Raw genomic sequence first — 18,632 nt, 5'->3', positions numbered from 1 at the left:
CGTCATCCCGCTGTTCCAGCTCGCTGTGACTGCCGTAAGGCCACCCGGGGTGCGGATCATGGGACGTCCGCTCCCTTGCAGATGTCGTCCAGGGCGGTCTCGTCGTAGATGTGCCCTGCCGCGATGCGCACCTCGTCCACAGCGCCGTGGAACGGCCAGATCGGGTTGCCGTTCTTCATCCCGGAGCCCAGGCGCAGATGGCCCGCCACGTTCCATGGCTCCCACGTCTCGTCGCCGTCATCGGTGAGGTCACCGTCACCGTTGGCGTCGATCTCGAACGCCGAGACCGGACCCGAAGCGGGCCGCTGGGCGGGGAAGGCGAACAGCGGACAGGCCCACGCCTGCAACGACTTGGAGTTTGCGTCGTACACACCTACGACGTGCGTCCACTCGCCCTCGAGCGCCGCGACGGGCGTACGGGAGATGACGTTGTCGGAGTTCGAGTCGTTGTCCCGCACGTGCCAGAAGGCCCAGCACGGCAGCACCCTGTTGTCCGTGTCCGGATCGTCGTCCACCGATCCGGGGTCCACCTCGGTGGGGCAGTCCTGGGACGTGGAGAAGCCGAGGTGGAAGCTCGACCGGTAGTCGCCTTCGACCGTCTCGGCGGGTGTGGGCACCTGGGTCACCGCGGCACTCGAGGCAGACGTGTCGTCGGCCCGCAGGAACGCCGATACCGTGAACGACTCGGTGCCGTTGACCACGGGTTCGACGCTCGTGGCGACGTCGTCACGAGTGGCGGGGTCGGGGTTGAACAGCCATGCCCCGTCCGGTACCCGTCCTTCCGGGTCTCCGGACGGGTCCGGCGGCCAGAGCCCCTGGGGCTCCGCACCCGGCGTCCAGGTGACCCCACCGGTGGCGGCGAAGTCACCGGCGATCGACTCCGGGTCGGTGTTCACGCCGGCCGTGGCGGCCGCTCCGTCGGCCCAGTCGGCGTCGTTGAGCTGCCAGTGCCCTGTGGTGAAGGCGAAACCGACGTAGAACTCGTAGATCGTGGGATCCGAGACCAGTCCCGCGTCGTCCTCGGAGTACACGGCTACGTAGTTCAACCCTGGTCGACTGATCGGGATCCCAAAGGTCACCGAACCTCCGACGGAGCCGGGCGTCCTACGGTGCTCGAACGTCTGGGTGTTCAGCGAGTACCAGTACCGCGCCACATCGCCCGAGCCGTTCGGTGCGAACGTCACCGCGATCGACGTTCCCACCCCACCAGCGATCTGCCGCTCCGGGTAGTTGGAGCTCGTCACCTTCGGCGGGTTCGGGTAGGTGGTGTCCACCACGAAGAAGCACAACGGCGAATCGCTCCACGCCGTGGTCGCCTTGTGGCCGCTGACCGGATCGGTCGAGGTCACCTGGACCTGCCAGCGGTACGTCTTGCCCGACACGAGGCCGACCGAACCCGGCACGGTCACCGACCGCCAGGTCGTCGCCCCTGCGGCGGCCGACCAGCCGGAGTACCAGATGGAGCTCGCTGTCTCGTGGGACTGCACGCGGAACCGGATCTTCACGCCCGTGGTCCCGTCCGGCTCCCGCCCCCTGGACTTGAGCTGCGGAGTGGCGTCACGCACCTGAACGCGATTCGCCCAGCTCGGGCAGTCCACCGGATCTGCGCCCGTACCCGGGACGATCTCGGTCTGCGACGTCGTCGGGGGCAGTGGCGGCCGGTCGAACAGGATCGACAGGGTTCCGGAGGAGCCGTTGTACCGCTTCCACCAGTTCATCGAGCCTTCGTCAGCGGCGCGCATGCCGAGCGAGATCCAGGAGTCTCCGGCATTGGCAGCGGAGCGAACTCGCGCGGTGACATCGAACTCAGCCCGCGTCTTACGTGTCGAGCAGCCGTCCCGGTGCGTACCCGTCCACCGGTCCTGCTTCCCGTTCCAGTCGACGTCGTCCCACACCGTGCCCGAGTCCACATACGTCCCGACCCCGTAGACATCGACAGAACGAGCGCTGCAGTCGAAGCCGTGCGAGCCGCTGACGGAGAACTCCGCACGGATGACCTCGCTGCCCTTCAGGTCGCCCAGCCACACCCCGTCGGAGCCTTGGCGCAGCGCGCTGAACCTCCAAAGCAGGCGCTGCACGTTGCGCTGGGTGCACTCGGTGTGCGCGTTCGGATCACACAGGCCCACACCTTCGGATCCGGAGAACCTCCAGTGGGGGGTGTTCTTCCACGCCGAGTAGTTCTGGACCATCGCCCAGCCCGCCGGGTCCGGTGCCCCGATCTTCGGATCCAGCAGGAGCGGCATGGCGAGGTCGGGGTCCGCGAGCATCTCCGCGTCCGGAACTACTGTCACCGCCCCGCCGTCCGAGGTCGCACGCACGGCGACATCCATCGTCGCGACCGCGTCACCGGCCACCGGATTCTCCAGACGGACCTTGCCGTCATCCGGCTCCGCACCCTGCGCGGTCGCCGACCGTAGGCGTGCGGGTCCGGCGTCGCCGGCGCCCGCCTGGTCCCAGTCGGTGGAACCTGCCGAGTCCCACATCAGCGGGGTCCCCGACTCCCACACGGTCACACCGTCGGACTCGGCTACCTCGAACCCCGGCCCTGTCTCGGCGTCGCGCACCTGGAGACCTTCCGCCGTCCGCAACGGGAACTCCAGCGCGAGATCCGGCGAACCACCCAAGAGGTCATCCGCGAGGTGATTCAACGCGTCCCGGTCGGCAACACGGACGACCGGCGTCGCGGTGGTGCCGTCCGGGTTCACCGACACGATCAGGTCGACGCCCTGCCCGAACGAGTACGTCACCCGGCGCCCGTCCTCGTCGACCACGCCCGCGGAGGCCTCCGACGGTGGCAGTGACGCGGAGAACATGCTCACCCGCTTCTCTGGTGCACCGAGCGCGACCAGTGGCAGGTCCGCGCCCGCCGCACCGCCGGGGTTCAGCCACACCGGCTCGACCCCACCGGTGACCGCGATCATTCCGGCCAGCTCGCCGTCGGCTTCCGGTTCGGGCTGCACCTGTACGTCGACCGGGGCCCACTCGCCGTCACGGTCGCTGTCCTGGCGGACCGCAGCGGTCGAGTACTCCATGCGCACGTTTCCGGTGGCGGTCGCGAAGCCGGTCGCGAACTCCGACATCGTCTCGCCGACGCGAGTCTGGCCGCCGCAATCGACAGCGGCATCGATCGCTTCGTCGATGGACTCCACCTGCGCAGGGCACTCCGTCTCCGCGGCGAGCTCGGTGCCAAGCTCCGCGGGCGCGGTGGTCTGTGCCGCACCAGGGCCCGCCGCCGTGCTCGCGGCCAGCATCACCGCCAGCGGCATCGCCAGCAGGAAGCGCGACGCGCGCGCTCCCACAGCACCGGATGTGCGCGTATCCACCTGCATCAGACGACTCCCCACCGCGACGACGAAACACGCTGGCGCGGGTCGACCCCAAGGCCATTTCGCCCTGTTTCGCGAGACTTCGCCCATGCCAGCCGGGCTCGACACTGACAGCGAGGTAAATGAGCCGTCAAGCAATATGCCACCGCGGAACAGTTCGTTCACAACCATCCACTGGTGAAAATTCACCCGATGCGTCCACAGGGTGAAATCCGAGAAGGTTGGAATATCAGGGATTGACCCTGCATGACCTCGCCCACAGTCTGTGGATAACCGTTAACGAACTCGTTACACATGCATGGCCCGCCGCAAGGCTCCCTTGACCAGGAGTCGCTCGGTACCCCACCAGAAAGGTCGGGAAATGCATAGGCAACATCGATGCGAGCGATAGGCATCCACTATGTGGACGGCCTCTTCCGCCCTGTACCACCGGCGGTTAACGTCATCGCCATGACCAAGGCAGCGCGCATCTTCCTCGTGACCACCCGTCACGAGATGCCCATGTGTGCCATGCCGACCTGTGCCTGCGACTGCTGTCGCAGCTGTCAGCTCTGACGCGCCCCTCGCCCCTGCAAGGTCAGCGCGCGCCGCCGGTCCGCAGCACTGAGTCCCTGGTCACACCCGGGAATCGGCCGCCTGTGCCGTACGACGCGCACAACTCCCCCCAGCCACAGCTTCCATGCCCGCGCGCACCGCACGAACAGGACCCCACACATGGTCAACACTGCCCCTGCCCAGCCCCGAACGACGAAGCGCCCAGCTCGTCCGAACGGCCAGTGGAAGATCGACGGCACCGCCCCCCTGAACCACAACGAGGAGTTCAAGGCGGAGTCCGACCCGTTGGAGGTCCGTGACCGCATCGAGCGGATCTACGCCAAGGAGGGCTTCGACTCCATCCCCGGCGACGACCTGCACGGCCGGTTCCGCTGGTGGGGCCTGTACACGCAGCGCAAGCCCGGGATCGACGGCGGCAAGACCGCCACGCTCGAGCCGCACGAGCTCGAGGACAAGTACTTCATGCTCCGCGTCCGGATCGACGGCGGGGCGCTCACCACCGAGCAGCTGCGCGTCATCGCGGGCATCAGCACCGACTTCGGCCGCGGCTCCGCCGACATCACCGACCGCCAGAACCTGCAGCTGCACTGGATAGAGGTCGAGGCGATGCCGGAGATCTGGCGCCGCCTGGAGGCCGTGGGACTGAGCACCACGGAGGCCTGCGGCGACGTCCCGCGCGTGATCCTCGGCAGCCCGGTCGCGGGTGTGGCCAAGGACGAGCTGATCGACCCCACGCCGGTGATCGAGGAGATCCAGGAGCGCTTCATCGGGGACCCCGCGCTGGCGAACCTGCCGCGCAAGTTCAAGTCCGCGATCACGGGCCACCCGAGCCTCGACGTGGTGCACCAGATCAACGACATCTCGTTCGTCGCCGTCGACCACCCGGAGCTGGGCATCGGCTACGACGTGTGGGTGGGCGGCGCGCTGTCGACCGCCCCGCGCCTCGCGGAGCGCCTGAACGCCTTCGTCTCCCCCGAGGAGGCCCCCGAGGTCTGGCACGGCGTGGTCCGCATCTTCCGCGACTACGGCTACCGCCGGCTGCGCAACAAGGCCCGCCTCAAGTTCCTGCTCGCCGACTGGGGCGTGGAGAAGTTCCGCCAGGTCCTGGAGGACGAGTACCTGGGCTACAAGCTGCGCGACAGCATCGAGCCGCCGTCGCCCGCGTCGCTGGGCCTCGACGAGCGCGGTGACCACATCGGCGTCCACGAGCAGCACGACGGCCGCTTCTACATCGGTGCCGCACCCACGGTGGGCCGCGTCTCGGGCGAGACCCTCGCGCAGCTCGCCGACCTCGCCGAGGCGCACGGCAGCAGCCGGGTCCGCCTGACGCCGCAGCAGAAGCTGCTGGTCCTCGACGTCGCGAAGGACGAGGTCGAGCCGCTGGTCGCCGGCCTGGCCGAGCTCGGGCTGCAGGCCCGGCCCAGCAACTTCCGCCGGAACACGATCGCCTGCACCGGCATCGAGTACTGCAAGCTCGCGATCGTCGAGACCAAGGCGACGTCGGCCGTGGCGATCACGCAGCTCGAGGAGCGCCTCGGGGACCTGAAGAACCTCAAGCCGCTGAGCCTGCACGTCAACGGCTGCCCCAACTCCTGCGCGCGCATCCAGACCGCCGACATCGGCCTCAAGGGTCAGCTCGTGCTGGACGACGACGGCAACCAGGTCCCCGGCTTCCAGGTCCACCTGGGTGGCGGCCTCACGTCGCTGGACCGGGACGACGCCGGGCTCGGACGCACGGTGCGCGGCCTCAAGGTGACCGCCGACGGGATCGGCGACTACGTGGAGCGGGTCGTGCGCAGGTACGACGCCGACCACGACGGTGAAGAGACGTTCGCAGAGTGGGCACACCGCGCCGACGAGGAGGCTCTTCGATGACCACGACGGAAGCAGCACCGATTTCCTCTCTCTCGCTCTCCGAGCAGCGTGCGGGGGTGAACCCGCGCCTCGCACGGGTCCGCGCCCGGGCCGCCGCCCGCGAGAGCATCCGTGCCATGCGACCGGCCGCGCGGGCCAAGCGTCGCCGTCGGACCCCCGAGGAGCTGCGCGCCGTCGTGGAGCGCGGACAGGCGCAGCTGAACGCCTGCGGGGACACGCCGGAGGCGGACGCGCAGGCGGTCATCGCGTGGGCCGTGCGTGAGTTCGGGCCGTACATGGCTGTGGCCTCCTCGATGCAGGACACCGTGCTGTCGCACCTCGTGGCCGAGCAGTTCCCGTTCGTCGACGTGCTGTTCGGCGACACGGGCTACCACTTCGCCGAGACGCTGGGCACGCGCGGCGCCGTCGAGATCGAGCTGGACGTGAACGTCGTCGACGTCCGCCCCGAGCTGACCGTCGCCGAGCAGGACGCCCGGTACGGGCCCAAGCTGCACGACCGCGACCCCGAGGCCTGCTGCGCCATGCGCAAGGTCGCGCCGATGAAGAAGGCGCTGGAGAACTACGAGGCGTGGGCCACCGGCGTCCGCCGCGAGGAGACCGCCGCACGCGCCAACGCCCAGCTGGTCTCGTGGGACGAGCGCAACGGCGTCGTCAAGATCAACCCGATCGCCGCGTGGACCGAGGAGCAGGTCGCGGACTACGCCAACCGCCATGGCCTCGTGATCAACCCGCTGCTCTCCGACGGTTACCCGTCGGTCGGCTGCGAGCCGTGCACCGCCCGGCCGCTGCCGGGCGAGGACGCACGCTCCGGCCGGTGGGCAGGGCTCGACAAGGACGAGTGCGGTCTCCATGTCTGACGTCGCGCCGTTGCCCACCGCCGGGGCGCACGATGGAGGGGTGGCGCACGAGATCTACCCGCTGGGGCTGAAGGTCGCCGGGCGGCTCGTCGTGGTGGTCGGCGGCGGGCCGGTCGCCGCGCGCCGTGCCCGTTCGCTCGTCGAGGCGGGTGCGCGGGTGCGCGTCGTCGCGCCCGACGCCTGCGAGGAGCTGTCGGTGCTGGCCCGCGTCTCGGCGCCCGGCGCGGTGGAGCTCGTCGCCCACGCCTACCGGGCGGGCGACCTCGACGGGGCATGGCTCGTGCACACGGCCACCGGTTCCTCAGCCGTGGACCAGCAGGTGGCCGACGACGCAGAGCGCGCCCGGGTCTTCTGCGTCACCGCGGGCGACGCCTCGGTCGGCAGCGCGTGGGTCCCCGCGGTGGCCCGCACCGCCCTGACCGACGACGCCGAGGTGACCGTCTCGGTGACCGCGGGCCGCGACCCGCGCCGCGCCACGGCGATCCGGGACGCGGTCGCGGCGGCGCTCCAGACCGGCACGCTGCCGCTCCGCCGCCATCGGCCCTCAACCACCGGAACGGGCCGGGTCTGGCTCGTCGGCGGCGGGCCCGGCGACACCGGCCTCATCACGGCACACGGCCGCACGGTGCTCGCGCAGGCCGACGTCGTGGTCATCGACCGGCTCGGCCCGCGCGCTCTGCTGCACGAGCTCTCGCCCGACGTCGAGGTCATCGACGTGGGCAAGACGAGCGGCAACCATCCGGTGCCGCAGCACGAGATCAACGCGCTGCTGGTCCAGCACGCCCTGGCGGGGCGCGACGTCGTACGCCTCAAGGGCGGCGACCCGTACGTGTTCGGTCGCGGCGGCGAGGAGCTCGCCGCGTGCCACGCGGCAGGCGTCGAGGTAGAGGTGGTGCCTGGCGTGACCAGCGCCGTCTCCGTCCCCGCGGCGGCCGGCATCCCGGTCACGCACCGCGGTGTCGCGCGCGGTTTCAGTGTCCTGACCGGGCACGACGGCGCCGCCGACGTGCCTGGCGGTCCGGATCACACGCTCGTGCTGCTCATGGGCGTCACCCGGCTCGCCGAGACGGCGGACGCCCTCGTGACCGCCGACCGCCCCGCGGACACCCCGGTCGCCCTCGTCGAGGACGGCTTCGGGCCCCGGCAGCGCGTCACGGTCGGCACGCTGTCGGACATCGCCGAGCGGGCCACCGCCGTCGGCGTCCGACCGCCCGCGGTGATCGTGGTGGGCGCGGTAGTCCGCCTCTCGCCCGCCTGGGCGCAACAAGCTCGTTGAGTGCTGGGTATCTGCGGGCGCGAAGGCCATCAACCCCGCAGATACCCAGCGCTCAACGGATCTCTTCCCGGGTGAAGATGCCCCAACTCCCTTTCCGCCGTAGGTCAAGTTCCGGTAGGCATGCACACGCCACCACACTCGGTGGCCTTCTGCCCTGCCGTCACACGACCAATGCCGACGGCCTGATCTGGGAGAACGCATGAGAACAAGGACACGACGTGCGCTGCGGTGCACGGTAGCCGCGATGCCGGCCATCGCGCTCGCCGTCGCCGGGCTCGCCGCGACCGGAGGTGCGACGACGGCGGTAGCCACCGGCAGCGATGCACCCGCCATCCAGAGCTCAGAGCACTACATCAACTACGCGGACGTCGCCGCACAGCCCGAGATCGACGACGACGTCGAGATCACGCCCGGCGGCCGCACCGTCCTCCACAAGGCCGAGGGCGCGACCGGCGTCGGCGTCGACACCTCCGTCCAGGCCGCCTCGGACGAGCTCGACAAGAAGTTCGCCGGCGGCAACCCCACGGCGGCGCGGAAGCTGGCCGAGCTCGAGAACCAGGCGGTCGTCACGGGTTCGAGCCCCAAGAAGATCAAGCAGTCGCGCTACAAGCGTGCGCCGCAGACCCAGGAGGCCAAGCTCCTGACGATCCTGGTCGAGTTCGACGAGAACGCGAACGACGACTTCACCGACCAGATGGTGCCCACCTACTGGGGCTCGTCGGAGTGCATGCCGGGCAACGTCCAGAACGGCCCCCTGCACAACAACATCCCGAACCCGGCCAAGGCCTCGCAGCCGGACAACAACTCGATGTGGGTCAAGGACTTCTCGTCCGACCACTTCAACAAGATGCTCTTCAGCGACAAGGGCATCACCAAGCGGGTCCGCCCGGACCTCACGGGGCCGGACGGCAAGCGGGGCATCGACATCTCCGGCTACACCATGAAGAACATGTACGAGGAGATGTCGCGGGGCGCCTACACCGTCTCGGGCGAGGCCACACCGTGGGTCAAGGTGCCGCACTCCGAGGGCTACTACGGCGCACAGCGCTGCTTCAAGAACGACGAGGGCGAGTGGGAGGCCGGCGCCTACCAGTCCATGAACGGCCACCCCGACAACCCCCTCGGGCCGGGCCAGCTCCCGATCGACGCCGTCGCGAAGCTCGCCGAGATGGAGCCCGACTTCCCGTGGGCCGACTACGACATCGAGGACCAGGGCGACCGCGACGACGACGGCAACGTCCTCGAGCCGGACGGCGTGATCGACCACGTGGTGCTCGTCCACGCGGGTGAGGACAAGTCGGGCGGCGGTGGCGAACAGGGCACCTACGCCCTCTGGGCCCACTCCTCGGCCGTCGCGGGCGGCGCCGACATCCCGGGCACCGACCTGAAGCTCTCGAACTACATCGTGCAGCCGGAGGACTCCGGCGTCGGCGTGTTCGCGCACGAGTACGGCCACGACCTCGGCCTGCCCGACCTGTACGACACCGGTAGCGGCGGCGACTCCGACGTCGACTTCTGGGACCTGATGAGCTCCGGCTCGCACTCGGGCCCCATCTTCCAGTCGATGCCCACGCACATGGGCATCTGGGACAAGTGGGTGCTCGGCTGGGTGGACCCGGTCGAGGTGAACCCGGGAGACGCCCGGACCAGCGTCAAGGTGGGCCAGGCGTCCCGCCCGCTGAAGGGCACCGCGGACGGCGTCAAGGTCAACCTGCCGGACAAGGAGATCACGCTCGGCACGCCGCACAGCGGTGAGAGCATGTGGTACTCCGGTGCCGAGCAGGACTGGGCCGACGTGCGGCTGTCGCGCACCGTCGAGGTGCCGGCCGACGCCACGTTCTCCTTCTGGGCCGACTACGTCATCGAGGCGGACTGGGACTACGGCTTCGTCGAGGTCTCCACCGACGGCGGCGCCACCTGGACGGAGCAGAAGGTCGTCGACGACGACGGCAACGAGATCACCACACCGGACGGGTACGCGGACCCGAACGGCCGCATGGCCGACTTCGGCGGCAAGAAGTACGGCCTCACCGGCACCACCGAGGGTTGGGGCCACCTGAACGTGGACCTGTCCGCGTTCGCGGGGACCACCGTGGACGTCCGGCTGCGCTACGCCACGGATGCCGCCTTCCAGGAGCGCGGCTGGTTCTCCGACGACTTCGAGCTCACGAGCGGTGACACGGTCGTGTGGAGCGACGACGTCGAGACGACGGACCCCGGCTGGACCACCGAGGTGTCGACGTTCGTCGACACCACCGGCGCCGGCTGGCAGACCACCTCCGGCTCGTCGGTCCAGGCGCAGTACTACCTGGTCGAGTGGCGGAACCTGGACGGGTTCGACAAGGGCCTGAAGTACGGGTACGACTCCACCTACGCGGCGCCGCAGAGCGACGCGTGGAAGGTCGAGAAGGTCGCGTACAACGCGCCCGGCATGCTCGTCTGGTACCGCGACACCACGTACGGCAACGCCAACCTCGTGCTGAGCAACCTGTCGGCGCTCCCGAGCGCCGGACCGAAGGGTGGCCTGCTGCTGGTGGACAGCCACTTCGACCCGCTGCGGCGCGACGACTCGGCCACGCCCGACACGTCGGTGCTGAAGAACGTCCCGTCCCGTGCGCAGTCGTCGAACGTGGCGTTCGGCCTCAAGCCGACGTACCCGTTCACCGAGTGCATCACGGGCGAGGACACCACCGAGGAGTTCTGCACGGACTTCGGCGCACAGGCACCGGTGCGCACGTTCAGGGACGACGCCGGCTGGTACCCCGGGCTCGAGCTGAACGACAACGGCAGCCTGTACTACCGGGACAACGACGCGTCGACGGTCGTGCCGTCCGTCGGCAACGCGCCCTACTCGGTGCGGATGGTCGACGAGCGCGGGCAGCTCCTGCCGGAGCTGTTCGGGGAGGACTTCGGCATCGGCGCCATCACCGGCACCGGCAACCCCGAGGACGACGGCGTCGGCTACGGCACCGTGATCCACCTCAAGAAGGCGTTCAAGGGCAACACGTCGGCCCTGATCCAGATCACGCCGCCCCTCTCGTCGGGGTCGTGATCCGCACCTAGCCGCAGCACCGGGGCGGGACCACCAACCAGGTGGTCCCGCCTCAGCGCACCTCTTCCGCTCGCGCTAGGACGTACCGGAGCAGGCCGACGTCGGCCGTCGGGACCGCGATGCTCCAGGCCCCGGACCGGGAGGCGCCCTCGAGCTGCGTGTACGCGGACCGCTCGAACAGCCCTCGGGAGGGTGGCTGCGTCCCGAACACCCGGTGCGGCGCCGCACCCAGCATCGACTCCAGTGACGCCACCGACGCCGCGTCCAGGCCGACGCGCACCACCACCCGCCGGACCTTGCGCTCCATCAGGTACGCGACGACCAGCACGGCCCCGCCGGCCGCGACGGCGGCCAGGTCCTGGGCCGGCGAGCGGCGGCGGCCGAACACCGACAGGAGCTTGTCGGCGACCGTCGCGGAGCCCGCGCTGCGCCGCACCGCGGCAGTGGCGCTCGGCACGACCGGCTCGGGGCTCGGCACGACCGGCTCCTGGCCGGGCAGCGCGGGCTCGGGACTCTGCACCACCGGCTCCGGACCGGGATCCGCTGGCGCGCCGCGTCGGGCTTTCCTCCGGGGACCGCCCGCGTGGGCGCCCGTCGTCCGGCCGTCGCGGAACCTCTCCCGCCGGCTCTCGCGGACACTCAGCACCAGCCACTCGGCCGCGGCGGCGACCGTCACGGCACCCGCGGCGATCCGCAGGGCGAAGTTCAGGGGGTCCCAGGCGTTCGATGCGTTCGCATAGGTGCTCACCACCCAGATGATGGCGGCGACCAGCGCGATCATGAGGCTGACTAGTCGACTGGTCCGCATGGAGGTTGGTTTCTTCGTCTCGAATCGGTCGGGTCAGCCATCATCAGCTCGGCACGAGCAGCGAACCACCCCCGCCGAAGCCCCCTCCGACAAACGCTCCCCCGCTGGGGCACAGCAGCGTACCAACGCGACCTAGCAGCTAGATCGCGTTCCGCCCATCTTCATCCCCCCAAGATTTCACAGGAAGACCAGCCCCGTTGAGTGCTGGATATTTGCCCTTTCGAAGCCGTCGAGAGGGCAAATACCCAGCACTCAACGGGGGGGTCAGAGGAGGCGGCGGGCTACCGCCCAGCGGGTCAGCTCGTATCTCGAGGAGAGCTGCAGCTTGCGGAGGACCGCGCTGACGTGGGTCTCCACCGTCTTGATCGAGATGAACAGCTCGCTCGCGACCTCCCGGTAGGAGTAGCCGCGCGCGATGAGGCGCATGACCTCCTGCTCGCGCTTCGAGAGGCGGTCCAGCTCGTCGTCGGCGACGGCGATGTCGTTCGCAGACGCGCCGAACGCGTCCAGCACGAAGCCGGCCAGCCGCGGCGAGAAGACGGCGTCCCCGCCTGCCACCTGCACCACCGCCGACGAGAGCTCCGACGGCGCGATGTTCTTCGTGACGTAGCCACGGGCGCCGGCACGGATGACGGAGACGACGTCCTCGGCCGCGTCCGAGACGGACAGCGCGAGGAACCGCACGCCCTCCGCCAGCAGGTCGGTGCAGCGCTGCACCACCTCGGCACCGCCACCGCCGTTGCCGCCGGGGAGGTGCACGTCGAGCAGCACGACGGGCGGCCGGTGCTCGTGCACCTTGGCGACCGCGGAGTCGACGTCGAACGCCTCGCCCACCACGGTCACCCGGTCGTCCAGCGAGGCGCGCACGCCCGTGCGGAACAGGTGGTGGTCGTCCACGAGCACCACGGGCACCGGGAGCGGCACCAGCCCGCCGCCCGACGCCGTCGCCTGGGTTGTCATCTCGTCGCACCTTCCGCAGTGGTGGGCGCAGCGCTGGGGGCCGTCGTGGCCCGCGCCCTGCCGTTCTTCTCGTTCTTCTTGTCGCCGTTCGCGGGCTTCTCGAGCGGCATCCGCAGCCGCACCTCGGTACCCCAGCCGGGCCGGCTGACGACCTCGGCGGTGCCGCCGCGACGGCGGACCCTGCCGAGGATCGACTCCCGGACGCCGAACCGGTCCTGCGCGATCTCGTCGAGGTCGAAGCCGTCGCCGCGGTCGCGGACGAACACCTCCGCCACGGCGTCAGTGACCTCAAGGTATACGGACACGGGCGGAGCGCCGTGCTTGAAGGCGTTGAGCAGTGCCTCGCGCGCCGCCTGCAGCAGAGCCGAGGTGCACTCGGTGGGCGGGCAGTCGCCCACCACCACGGTCTCCACGGTGAGCGGCGCGACGGCGTCCTCGATCTCGGCGACCAGCTCCTTCAGCTCGGCCGCCACCGAGGTGCCGGGCTCCTGCCGGTCGTCGTACAGCCAACCGCGCAGCTCACGCTCCTGCGCGCGAGCCATGCGGGACACCGCCTCCGGGTCCGCGGCCTGGGCGCGGATCAGGGCCAGGGTCTGGAGCACCGAGTCGTGCAGGTGGGCGGCGATGTCGGCGCGCTCGGCCTCCCGGGCGTGGGCGGCGCGCTCGTCACCGAGCTGGCGCACGAGCCGGAACCACCAGGGCAGCGAGACGAGTGCGATACCGGCGACCATGGCCACCGAGGCGATGGCGACCTGCATCAGCACGCTCACCGGGGTGTCCTGCCCCACCAGCATGAGGACGCCGAGCATGGTCAGCACGACGCCGCCGGCGAGCCGCAGCAGCGCCGTCCGCGACCGGAGGCCCCTGCCCGAGCCGCCTACCCAGCGATCCCGCTCCGTCACGTCGACCTGACTCCAGGCCAGGGCGACGCCGCCGAGCCCGATGAGCGCGGGCAGCACCCACGATGCGACCGGGTCCCAGTCGGCGCGGAGCGCGATCAGGAGCGCGGCGCTGGACAGCAGGACCACGCCGATCCAGATGTCCCGGACCGCGAGCCGCGACACCGGGCCGGAGAGGCGCACACGCTCGACGAGGGACGCCGCCCGGTCAGCGGCACCGGCGTCGGCGTTCGCGTCGGTCGTCAGCCGCGGCGCGAGCCGACGGCGTTCTGTCGGCACGGTGCCGGTGGCCACTGCCGGGACACCTGCGGGAACGGTGACCCACCAGAAGACGTAGGCCACCACTCCGGCCCCGGCGAACCAGACGAGGATCAGGAACGCGAGCCGGACCAGCCACACGGGTACGCCCGTGTGCGCCGCCAGGCCTGCGGCGACGCCGGCCACCCAGCGGCCGCTGTATCCAGGGCCCGCGGTGCTGGGCCGGCGGAGGGTGAGTCTCTGGTTCACACACCGATCGTCACATGTCCGGCCTCCCCTGAACACGCCTGAGCCTGGATCTCAGGGTCCTGCGCGGGGCTAACCAGGGTTGGTTCAGGGCAGGTCCCGATGCCGCACGGGGCGCCGGGCGCGCAGCATTGAGGCATGAGCACCGACGAGACGCGTCCAGAGGGCGCCACGCCTGAGCCGGAGGCCGACGCCAGGCCGGTCGGCCCGGACACTGAGCACGACGGCCCGGCCTTCGAGCCAGCAGTCGATCCAGCGACCGACCCGATGGTCGATCCTGCACCTGTCGCACCCGGGCAGAAGCCCTACCCGGAGTCCGGCTTCTTCGCATCCATCCGCCGCGGCCTCTTCCCGCGCTCCGAGCAGCGCTGGGTGGGCGGCGTCGCGGGCGGCGTCGCCGAGCGCATCGGCTGGGACCCGCTGCTGGTCCGCGGCATCCTGGTCGTGAGCTTCTTCCTCGGCGGACTCGGCCTCATCCTGTACGGGATCGGCTGGGCGCTGCTGCCCGAACGCGACGGCCGCATCCATCTGCAGGAGGCGACGCGCGGCAACTTCGACGTCGCGATGCTCGGCTCGGTGGCCGTGTTCCTCACGGGCTTCGCCTGGGGCGGACCGTCCGGCTGGTGGGACGACAGCGGTTGGGAGTGGCTCGCCTTCTTCTTCTGGCTGGCCGTCCTCGGTGTGGTGTTCTACCTGATCGTGCAGGGCGTGCAGCGGCGCAGGGACAACACCGCCCTCCGTACCGGCGCGGTCCCGGGGAACCCTGGTGTGCCCACCCCGGGCACTCCTGGCCCGCAGGCTCCGGGTGCGCCTCTCGGTTCCGCCCCGCAGCGTCCCGGCGAGCCCGGCGCGTCCGCCCAGTTCACACCCGCACCGCCGGTCGAGTACCGCCGGCCGGACGGTCTGGTCTACGCGACCGGCTCCGGCCCTGCGCCCTACCGACAGACGCAGGCGCCCTACCGGTCGAACCCGACCCAGGTGATCCCGCCGCAGCCCGCCTACACACCGCCTGCGCCCCGCGTGCACCGCGGCCCGGGCGGCACCACCGTCGGGGTCACGATGGGAGTGATCCTGCTGGCCGGGGCCCTGCTCCTGGGCCTCCAGCGGATGAACGCCTCCGGCCTGCCCGACGGCATCGGCGAGCTCGGCTCCGTCTGGCTGGGCCTCGGGACCGTGACGCTCGGCGTCGCGATCCTCGTCTCGGCCATGCGCGGCCGCACCAGCGGTGTGCTCGGGTTCTTCGCCATCGTCGCCATGCTGTTCGGCAGCGCCTACGTGGCGGTCGCCGACGCCGTGGGCCCGCGCTGGGTGGACGACGCCATGACGAGCAGCCGTGAGATCGAGGGCTACGTGTCGGGGTCCAACAACCCGGACGCGGCCACCATCACGGAGGGCACCATCATGGTGCAGACCGTGCGGGAGGCGGAGAACGGCTTCTACGTCCAGTGGGGCGACCCCGTCATCGACCTCACCGAGCTCGACCTGTCCGACGTCGAGCCGGGCGACCCGGTGGTCGTGCCGATCCAGCTCGGCGCAGGCCAGACCGTCGTGAACGTGCCCACGGACATCGCGGTGGACGCGAACGCCTACGTCGCCGCCGGGCACGTCCAGTGGAACGTGGACGAGCACGACCGGGCCGCGAGCGGCGTCGGATCGAACACCTACTTCGCCAGCGACGAGGTGGGAGAGGACGGCGCGGTGCTGACCCTCGACATCGAGGCCGGCGCCGGCGAAGTCATCGTGAGCGAGATCAAGTGAGGGAGCACACCATGACCGAGCACACGCGCGACCACGAGAACCCGAGCAAGAACCCGAGCCGGCCCGAGGGCCAGGACACGAGCGAAACCATGGACAACAAGGACCCGCAGGACCCGGGCACCACCGAGGTGCTGCCCGCGGCGGAGACCCCGCCGACGCAGGAGATCGCCCAGGCCACCCAGCGGCTGCCCGAGGGCCCCGCGCCCGACGGTCCCGCGCCCGAGGGTGAGGTGCACCCGGCCTACGGCATCGCCGCGGCACGGGCACAGGAGCAGGAAGGGGCGGCCACCGCCGTCCAGGACGCCCCGGTGCGCGACGACTCCGACCCGCTCGCCACGCTGCGTGACCCGGCGCCCGAGGTGCCGGCCACGCCCGGGGCGACCGCTCCGGCGTCCGCCCCCGCCCAGACGCAGCCGGTTCAGCAGGCGCGGCCCGCCCAGGCGGAGCCGGCCCAGGCCGCCACGAAGCGCGGACCGCGCGTCGGGACGGCGGTGTGGGGGCTGATAGTGATCGCCGTCGGCCTCGGCATCCTCGCGGTCTCCGCGGGTGTGATGTTCGACGTGGGCGTCGCCCTGATCCTGCTGCTGGGTGCGGCGGGCGTGATCCTCGTCGTCGGATCGGTGGTCTCGAGCATCCGCAGACGCTGAGCTCCTGCGAGGTCTGGCGAAGTAGAGCGCCTGTCCGAGTCTCCCTGGCGACACGGGGAGACCCGGACAGGCGCTCTACTTCGCCAGACCCCACAAGGCCTTCGGTGCGAGGATGACCAGCGTGCGTATCACCCACGTGTCGGACACCTACCTTCCGCTGCTCGGCGGGATCGAGGCCCAGGTGAGCCGCCTCGCCGGCCAGCAGGCGGCGGCCGGTCACGAGGTGGAGGTCATCACCACCACCCCCGCCACCCCCGGTGCGCACGGAGTGAGCACCGCCGTCCGGGACGGCGTCACCGTGCACCGCATCGCCGCTCGCGTACCGGGCGGCTGGCCCGTCCACCCCCGCTCCACCGCCCACGTGGCGGCCCGCCTCCGGGCGGCGATCGCGCGGAACGAGCGGCCCGACGTCGTGCACCTGCACATGGGTGTCCTCGCCCCCACCGCGCAGGCCGCGCTGGGGCCCGTGACCCGGCTGGGGCTGCCCGCCGTGCTGACCGTGCACAGCGTGTGGGGCGCGGCCTGGCGCCTGTTCGCCGCGGCCGACGCCGTAGCCCGCTGGTCGCGTCTGCCCGTGCGCTGGTCGGCGGTGAGCGAGCTGACGGCGGAGCCGCTGCGGCGGCTCGTGGGCCCGGGTGCTGGAGCCGGAGCCGGCGTGGCCGACGTCGCGATCCTGCCCAACGGCCTCGACCTGGACGCCTGGCGGGTGCCGCGCACGGAACGCGCCGCCCGGCCCGAGGGCTCGGCGGTGCACGTGGTGTCCGCGGCGCGGTTCGCGCCGCGCAAGCGGATGCTGCCGCTGCTCACCGCCGTCGCCGACGCCGCGTCCCGGCTCCCCGCGGACGCACTGTTCGTGACGCTCGCCGGTGACGGCCCGGAACGCACGACGGCGCGGCGGTTCGTCGCGGAGCACGGGCTGCGCGACGTCGTCTCCCTGCCCGGGCGGCTCACCGGCACCGAGCTCAAGCGGCTCTACGCGCGTGCCGACGTCTTCGCCGCGCCCGCCGTCGCCGAGGCGTTCGGGCTGGCCGCGCTGGAGGCGCAGGCCGCGGGGCTGACGGTGGTCACCCGCGCGGGTTCCGGCGTGGCCGAGCGGGTGGTCGACGGCGCCACGGGCCTCGTCGTGCCCGACGACGCGGCGCTCACCGCCGCGCTCGTGCGGCTCGCGACCGAACCGGACCTGCTCGACGGGCTGCTGGCGCGGGCGGCGACCCCGCCGTCCGGTGTGGCCTGGCCGGAGGTGCTGGCCGCGACGGAGCGGGCGTACAAGGAGGCCGCGGCGCTCACGCGGGCGTGACCCGCCACGCGGCCTGCGGTGCCGACTGCAGACTTAGCTGGCGACCCAGCAGCCGACTGCAGACCTGGTTGCGGTCTGAGGGTCCGTAACCGCAACCAGGTCTGCAGTCGGCTGCGGCACCCACGGCCAGGTCTGCAGTCGTCCGAGGTGGTGCAGGCTGGGACGGGCGCCGATAGCCTCGCCCGGTGAGTCACACCGAACCTGCCGCGACCAGCCCTGCCGCGCCCTTCGCCGTCCGGCTGTACCGGCGGGCCCGGGCCGAGGTGACGCCGTACCCGCGGGCCATCACGGTGGCCGCCGTGCCGGCCGTGGCCTGGGCTCTCTGGGCGAGCGGCCCCGGCTGGCTCACCCCGGCGTATCTCGTGCTTGCCGTCGCGGGCGCGGCGCTCGGCGTCATCGACGCGCACACCCACCGGCTGCCGAACGCGCTGGTGTTCCCCCTGACCTGGGCGACGGCGGCGCTGCTCGCCCTCGCCGCGCTCGGCACCGGCGACTGGGGTTCGCTAGGGCGGGCGGCACTGGGCGGCCTGGCGTTCTTCGCCGTCTATCACGTGCTCTACCTCGTCGCGCCGCGCGGGGGCATCGGGTACGGCGACGTCAAACTCGCCATGAGCCTCGGCGCGGTCCTCACGTGGCACTCGTGGACCACGCTCCTGGTCGGCGTCTTCGCCGCGCACCTCCTGGCCGGTGTGGTCGCGATAGTCCTGCTCCTGGGGCGGCGCGCGGGCTGGAAGACCGGCATCGCCTTCGGGCCGTACATGCTGCTCGGAGCCATGCTCGGGCTGACGTGGGCCCGCCTCACCGGCTGGTAGGCAGAT

The 18,632-nt window shown here is 71.2% G+C and carries 12 protein-coding genes; 8 read left to right on the top strand and 4 right to left on the bottom strand.

The annotated features are described in order from the left end of the window. Positions 1-56: 56 nt before the first annotated feature. A complete protein-coding gene (locus ACQEVI_RS15785; RefSeq protein ID WP_432900458.1) occupies positions 57-3,323 on the bottom strand; it encodes a hypothetical protein in 3,267 nt (1,088 codons plus the stop codon). Between the two features lie 717 nt (positions 3,324-4,040). Here ACQEVI_RS15785 and ACQEVI_RS15780 point away from each other — a divergent pair. The 4 genes from ACQEVI_RS15780 to ACQEVI_RS15765 all read left to right on the top strand — a co-directional run bounded on the left by ACQEVI_RS15780 (position 4,041) and on the right by ACQEVI_RS15765 (position 10,941). After that, positions 4,041-5,756 carry a nitrite/sulfite reductase gene (locus ACQEVI_RS15780; protein ID WP_432900456.1) on the top strand — a complete coding sequence of 572 codons (1,716 nt, stop codon included), beginning with the start codon at positions 4,041-4,043 and terminating at the stop codon, positions 5,754-5,756. Next, entirely contained in the window at positions 5,753-6,613 is an 861-nt protein-coding gene (locus ACQEVI_RS15775) for a phosphoadenylyl-sulfate reductase (RefSeq protein WP_432900454.1), read from the top strand. Before ACQEVI_RS15780 ends, ACQEVI_RS15775 begins: the two co-directional genes overlap by 4 nt. Beyond that, on the top strand, positions 6,606-7,889 hold the full coding sequence (gene cobA, locus ACQEVI_RS15770; protein WP_432900452.1) for a uroporphyrinogen-III C-methyltransferase: 1,284 nt from the start codon (positions 6,606-6,608) through the stop codon (positions 7,887-7,889). The genes ACQEVI_RS15775 and cobA overlap by 8 nt, the downstream gene beginning before the upstream one ends. A 199-nt stretch (positions 7,890-8,088) precedes the next feature. Then, entirely contained in the window at positions 8,089-10,941 is a 2,853-nt protein-coding gene (locus ACQEVI_RS15765; protein ID WP_432900451.1) for an immune inhibitor A domain-containing protein, read from the top strand. Between the two features lie 52 nt (positions 10,942-10,993). Here ACQEVI_RS15765 and ACQEVI_RS15760 read toward each other — a convergent pair whose 3' ends face one another. The 3 genes from ACQEVI_RS15760 to ACQEVI_RS15750 form a co-directional block, all read right to left on the bottom strand. Further along, positions 10,994-11,749, bottom strand: a complete 756-nt coding sequence (locus tag ACQEVI_RS15760) for a hypothetical protein (RefSeq protein ID WP_432900449.1) — start codon at positions 11,747-11,749, stop codon at positions 10,994-10,996. A 264-nt stretch (positions 11,750-12,013) separates the two neighbouring features. After that, the gene (locus ACQEVI_RS15755) at positions 12,014-12,709 is read right to left on the bottom strand and encodes a response regulator transcription factor (protein ID WP_357443862.1); all 696 of its coding nucleotides are present in this window, start codon (positions 12,707-12,709) and stop codon (positions 12,014-12,016) included. Next, positions 12,706-14,115: an ATP-binding protein gene (locus ACQEVI_RS15750; RefSeq protein ID WP_432900446.1), complete on the bottom strand. Its 1,410-nt coding sequence runs from the start codon at positions 14,113-14,115 to the stop codon at positions 12,706-12,708. The genes ACQEVI_RS15755 and ACQEVI_RS15750 overlap by 4 nt, the downstream gene beginning before the upstream one ends. Before the next feature lie 135 nt (positions 14,116-14,250). Between ACQEVI_RS15750 and ACQEVI_RS15745 the strand changes: the two genes are divergently transcribed. The 4 genes from ACQEVI_RS15745 (at position 14,251) to ACQEVI_RS15730 (ending at position 18,626) form a co-directional block, all read left to right on the top strand. Beyond that, on the top strand, positions 14,251-15,870 hold the full coding sequence (locus ACQEVI_RS15745) for a PspC domain-containing protein (protein WP_432900444.1): 1,620 nt from the start codon (positions 14,251-14,253) through the stop codon (positions 15,868-15,870). A gap of 11 nt (positions 15,871-15,881) precedes the next feature. Continuing rightward, on the top strand, positions 15,882-16,517 hold the full coding sequence (locus ACQEVI_RS15740) for a hypothetical protein (RefSeq protein WP_432900442.1): 636 nt from the start codon (positions 15,882-15,884) through the stop codon (positions 16,515-16,517). 121 nt (positions 16,518-16,638) lie between these two features. Further along, a complete protein-coding gene (locus tag ACQEVI_RS15735; protein ID WP_432900441.1) occupies positions 16,639-17,814 on the top strand; it encodes a glycosyltransferase family 4 protein in 1,176 nt (391 codons plus the stop codon). Positions 17,815-17,999: 185 nt separating this feature from the next. Further along, positions 18,000-18,626: a prepilin peptidase gene (locus tag ACQEVI_RS15730; protein ID WP_432900440.1), complete on the top strand. Its 627-nt coding sequence runs from the start codon at positions 18,000-18,002 to the stop codon at positions 18,624-18,626. Positions 18,627-18,632: the final 6 nt, after the last annotated feature.

Origin of the sequence: Promicromonospora sp. CA-289599 (genome assembly GCF_050936155.1) — a bacterium.
Classification (GTDB): Bacteria; Actinomycetota; Actinomycetes; order Actinomycetales; family Cellulomonadaceae; genus Promicromonospora.
This window is presented reverse-complemented; position numbering and strand designations above follow the sequence as displayed.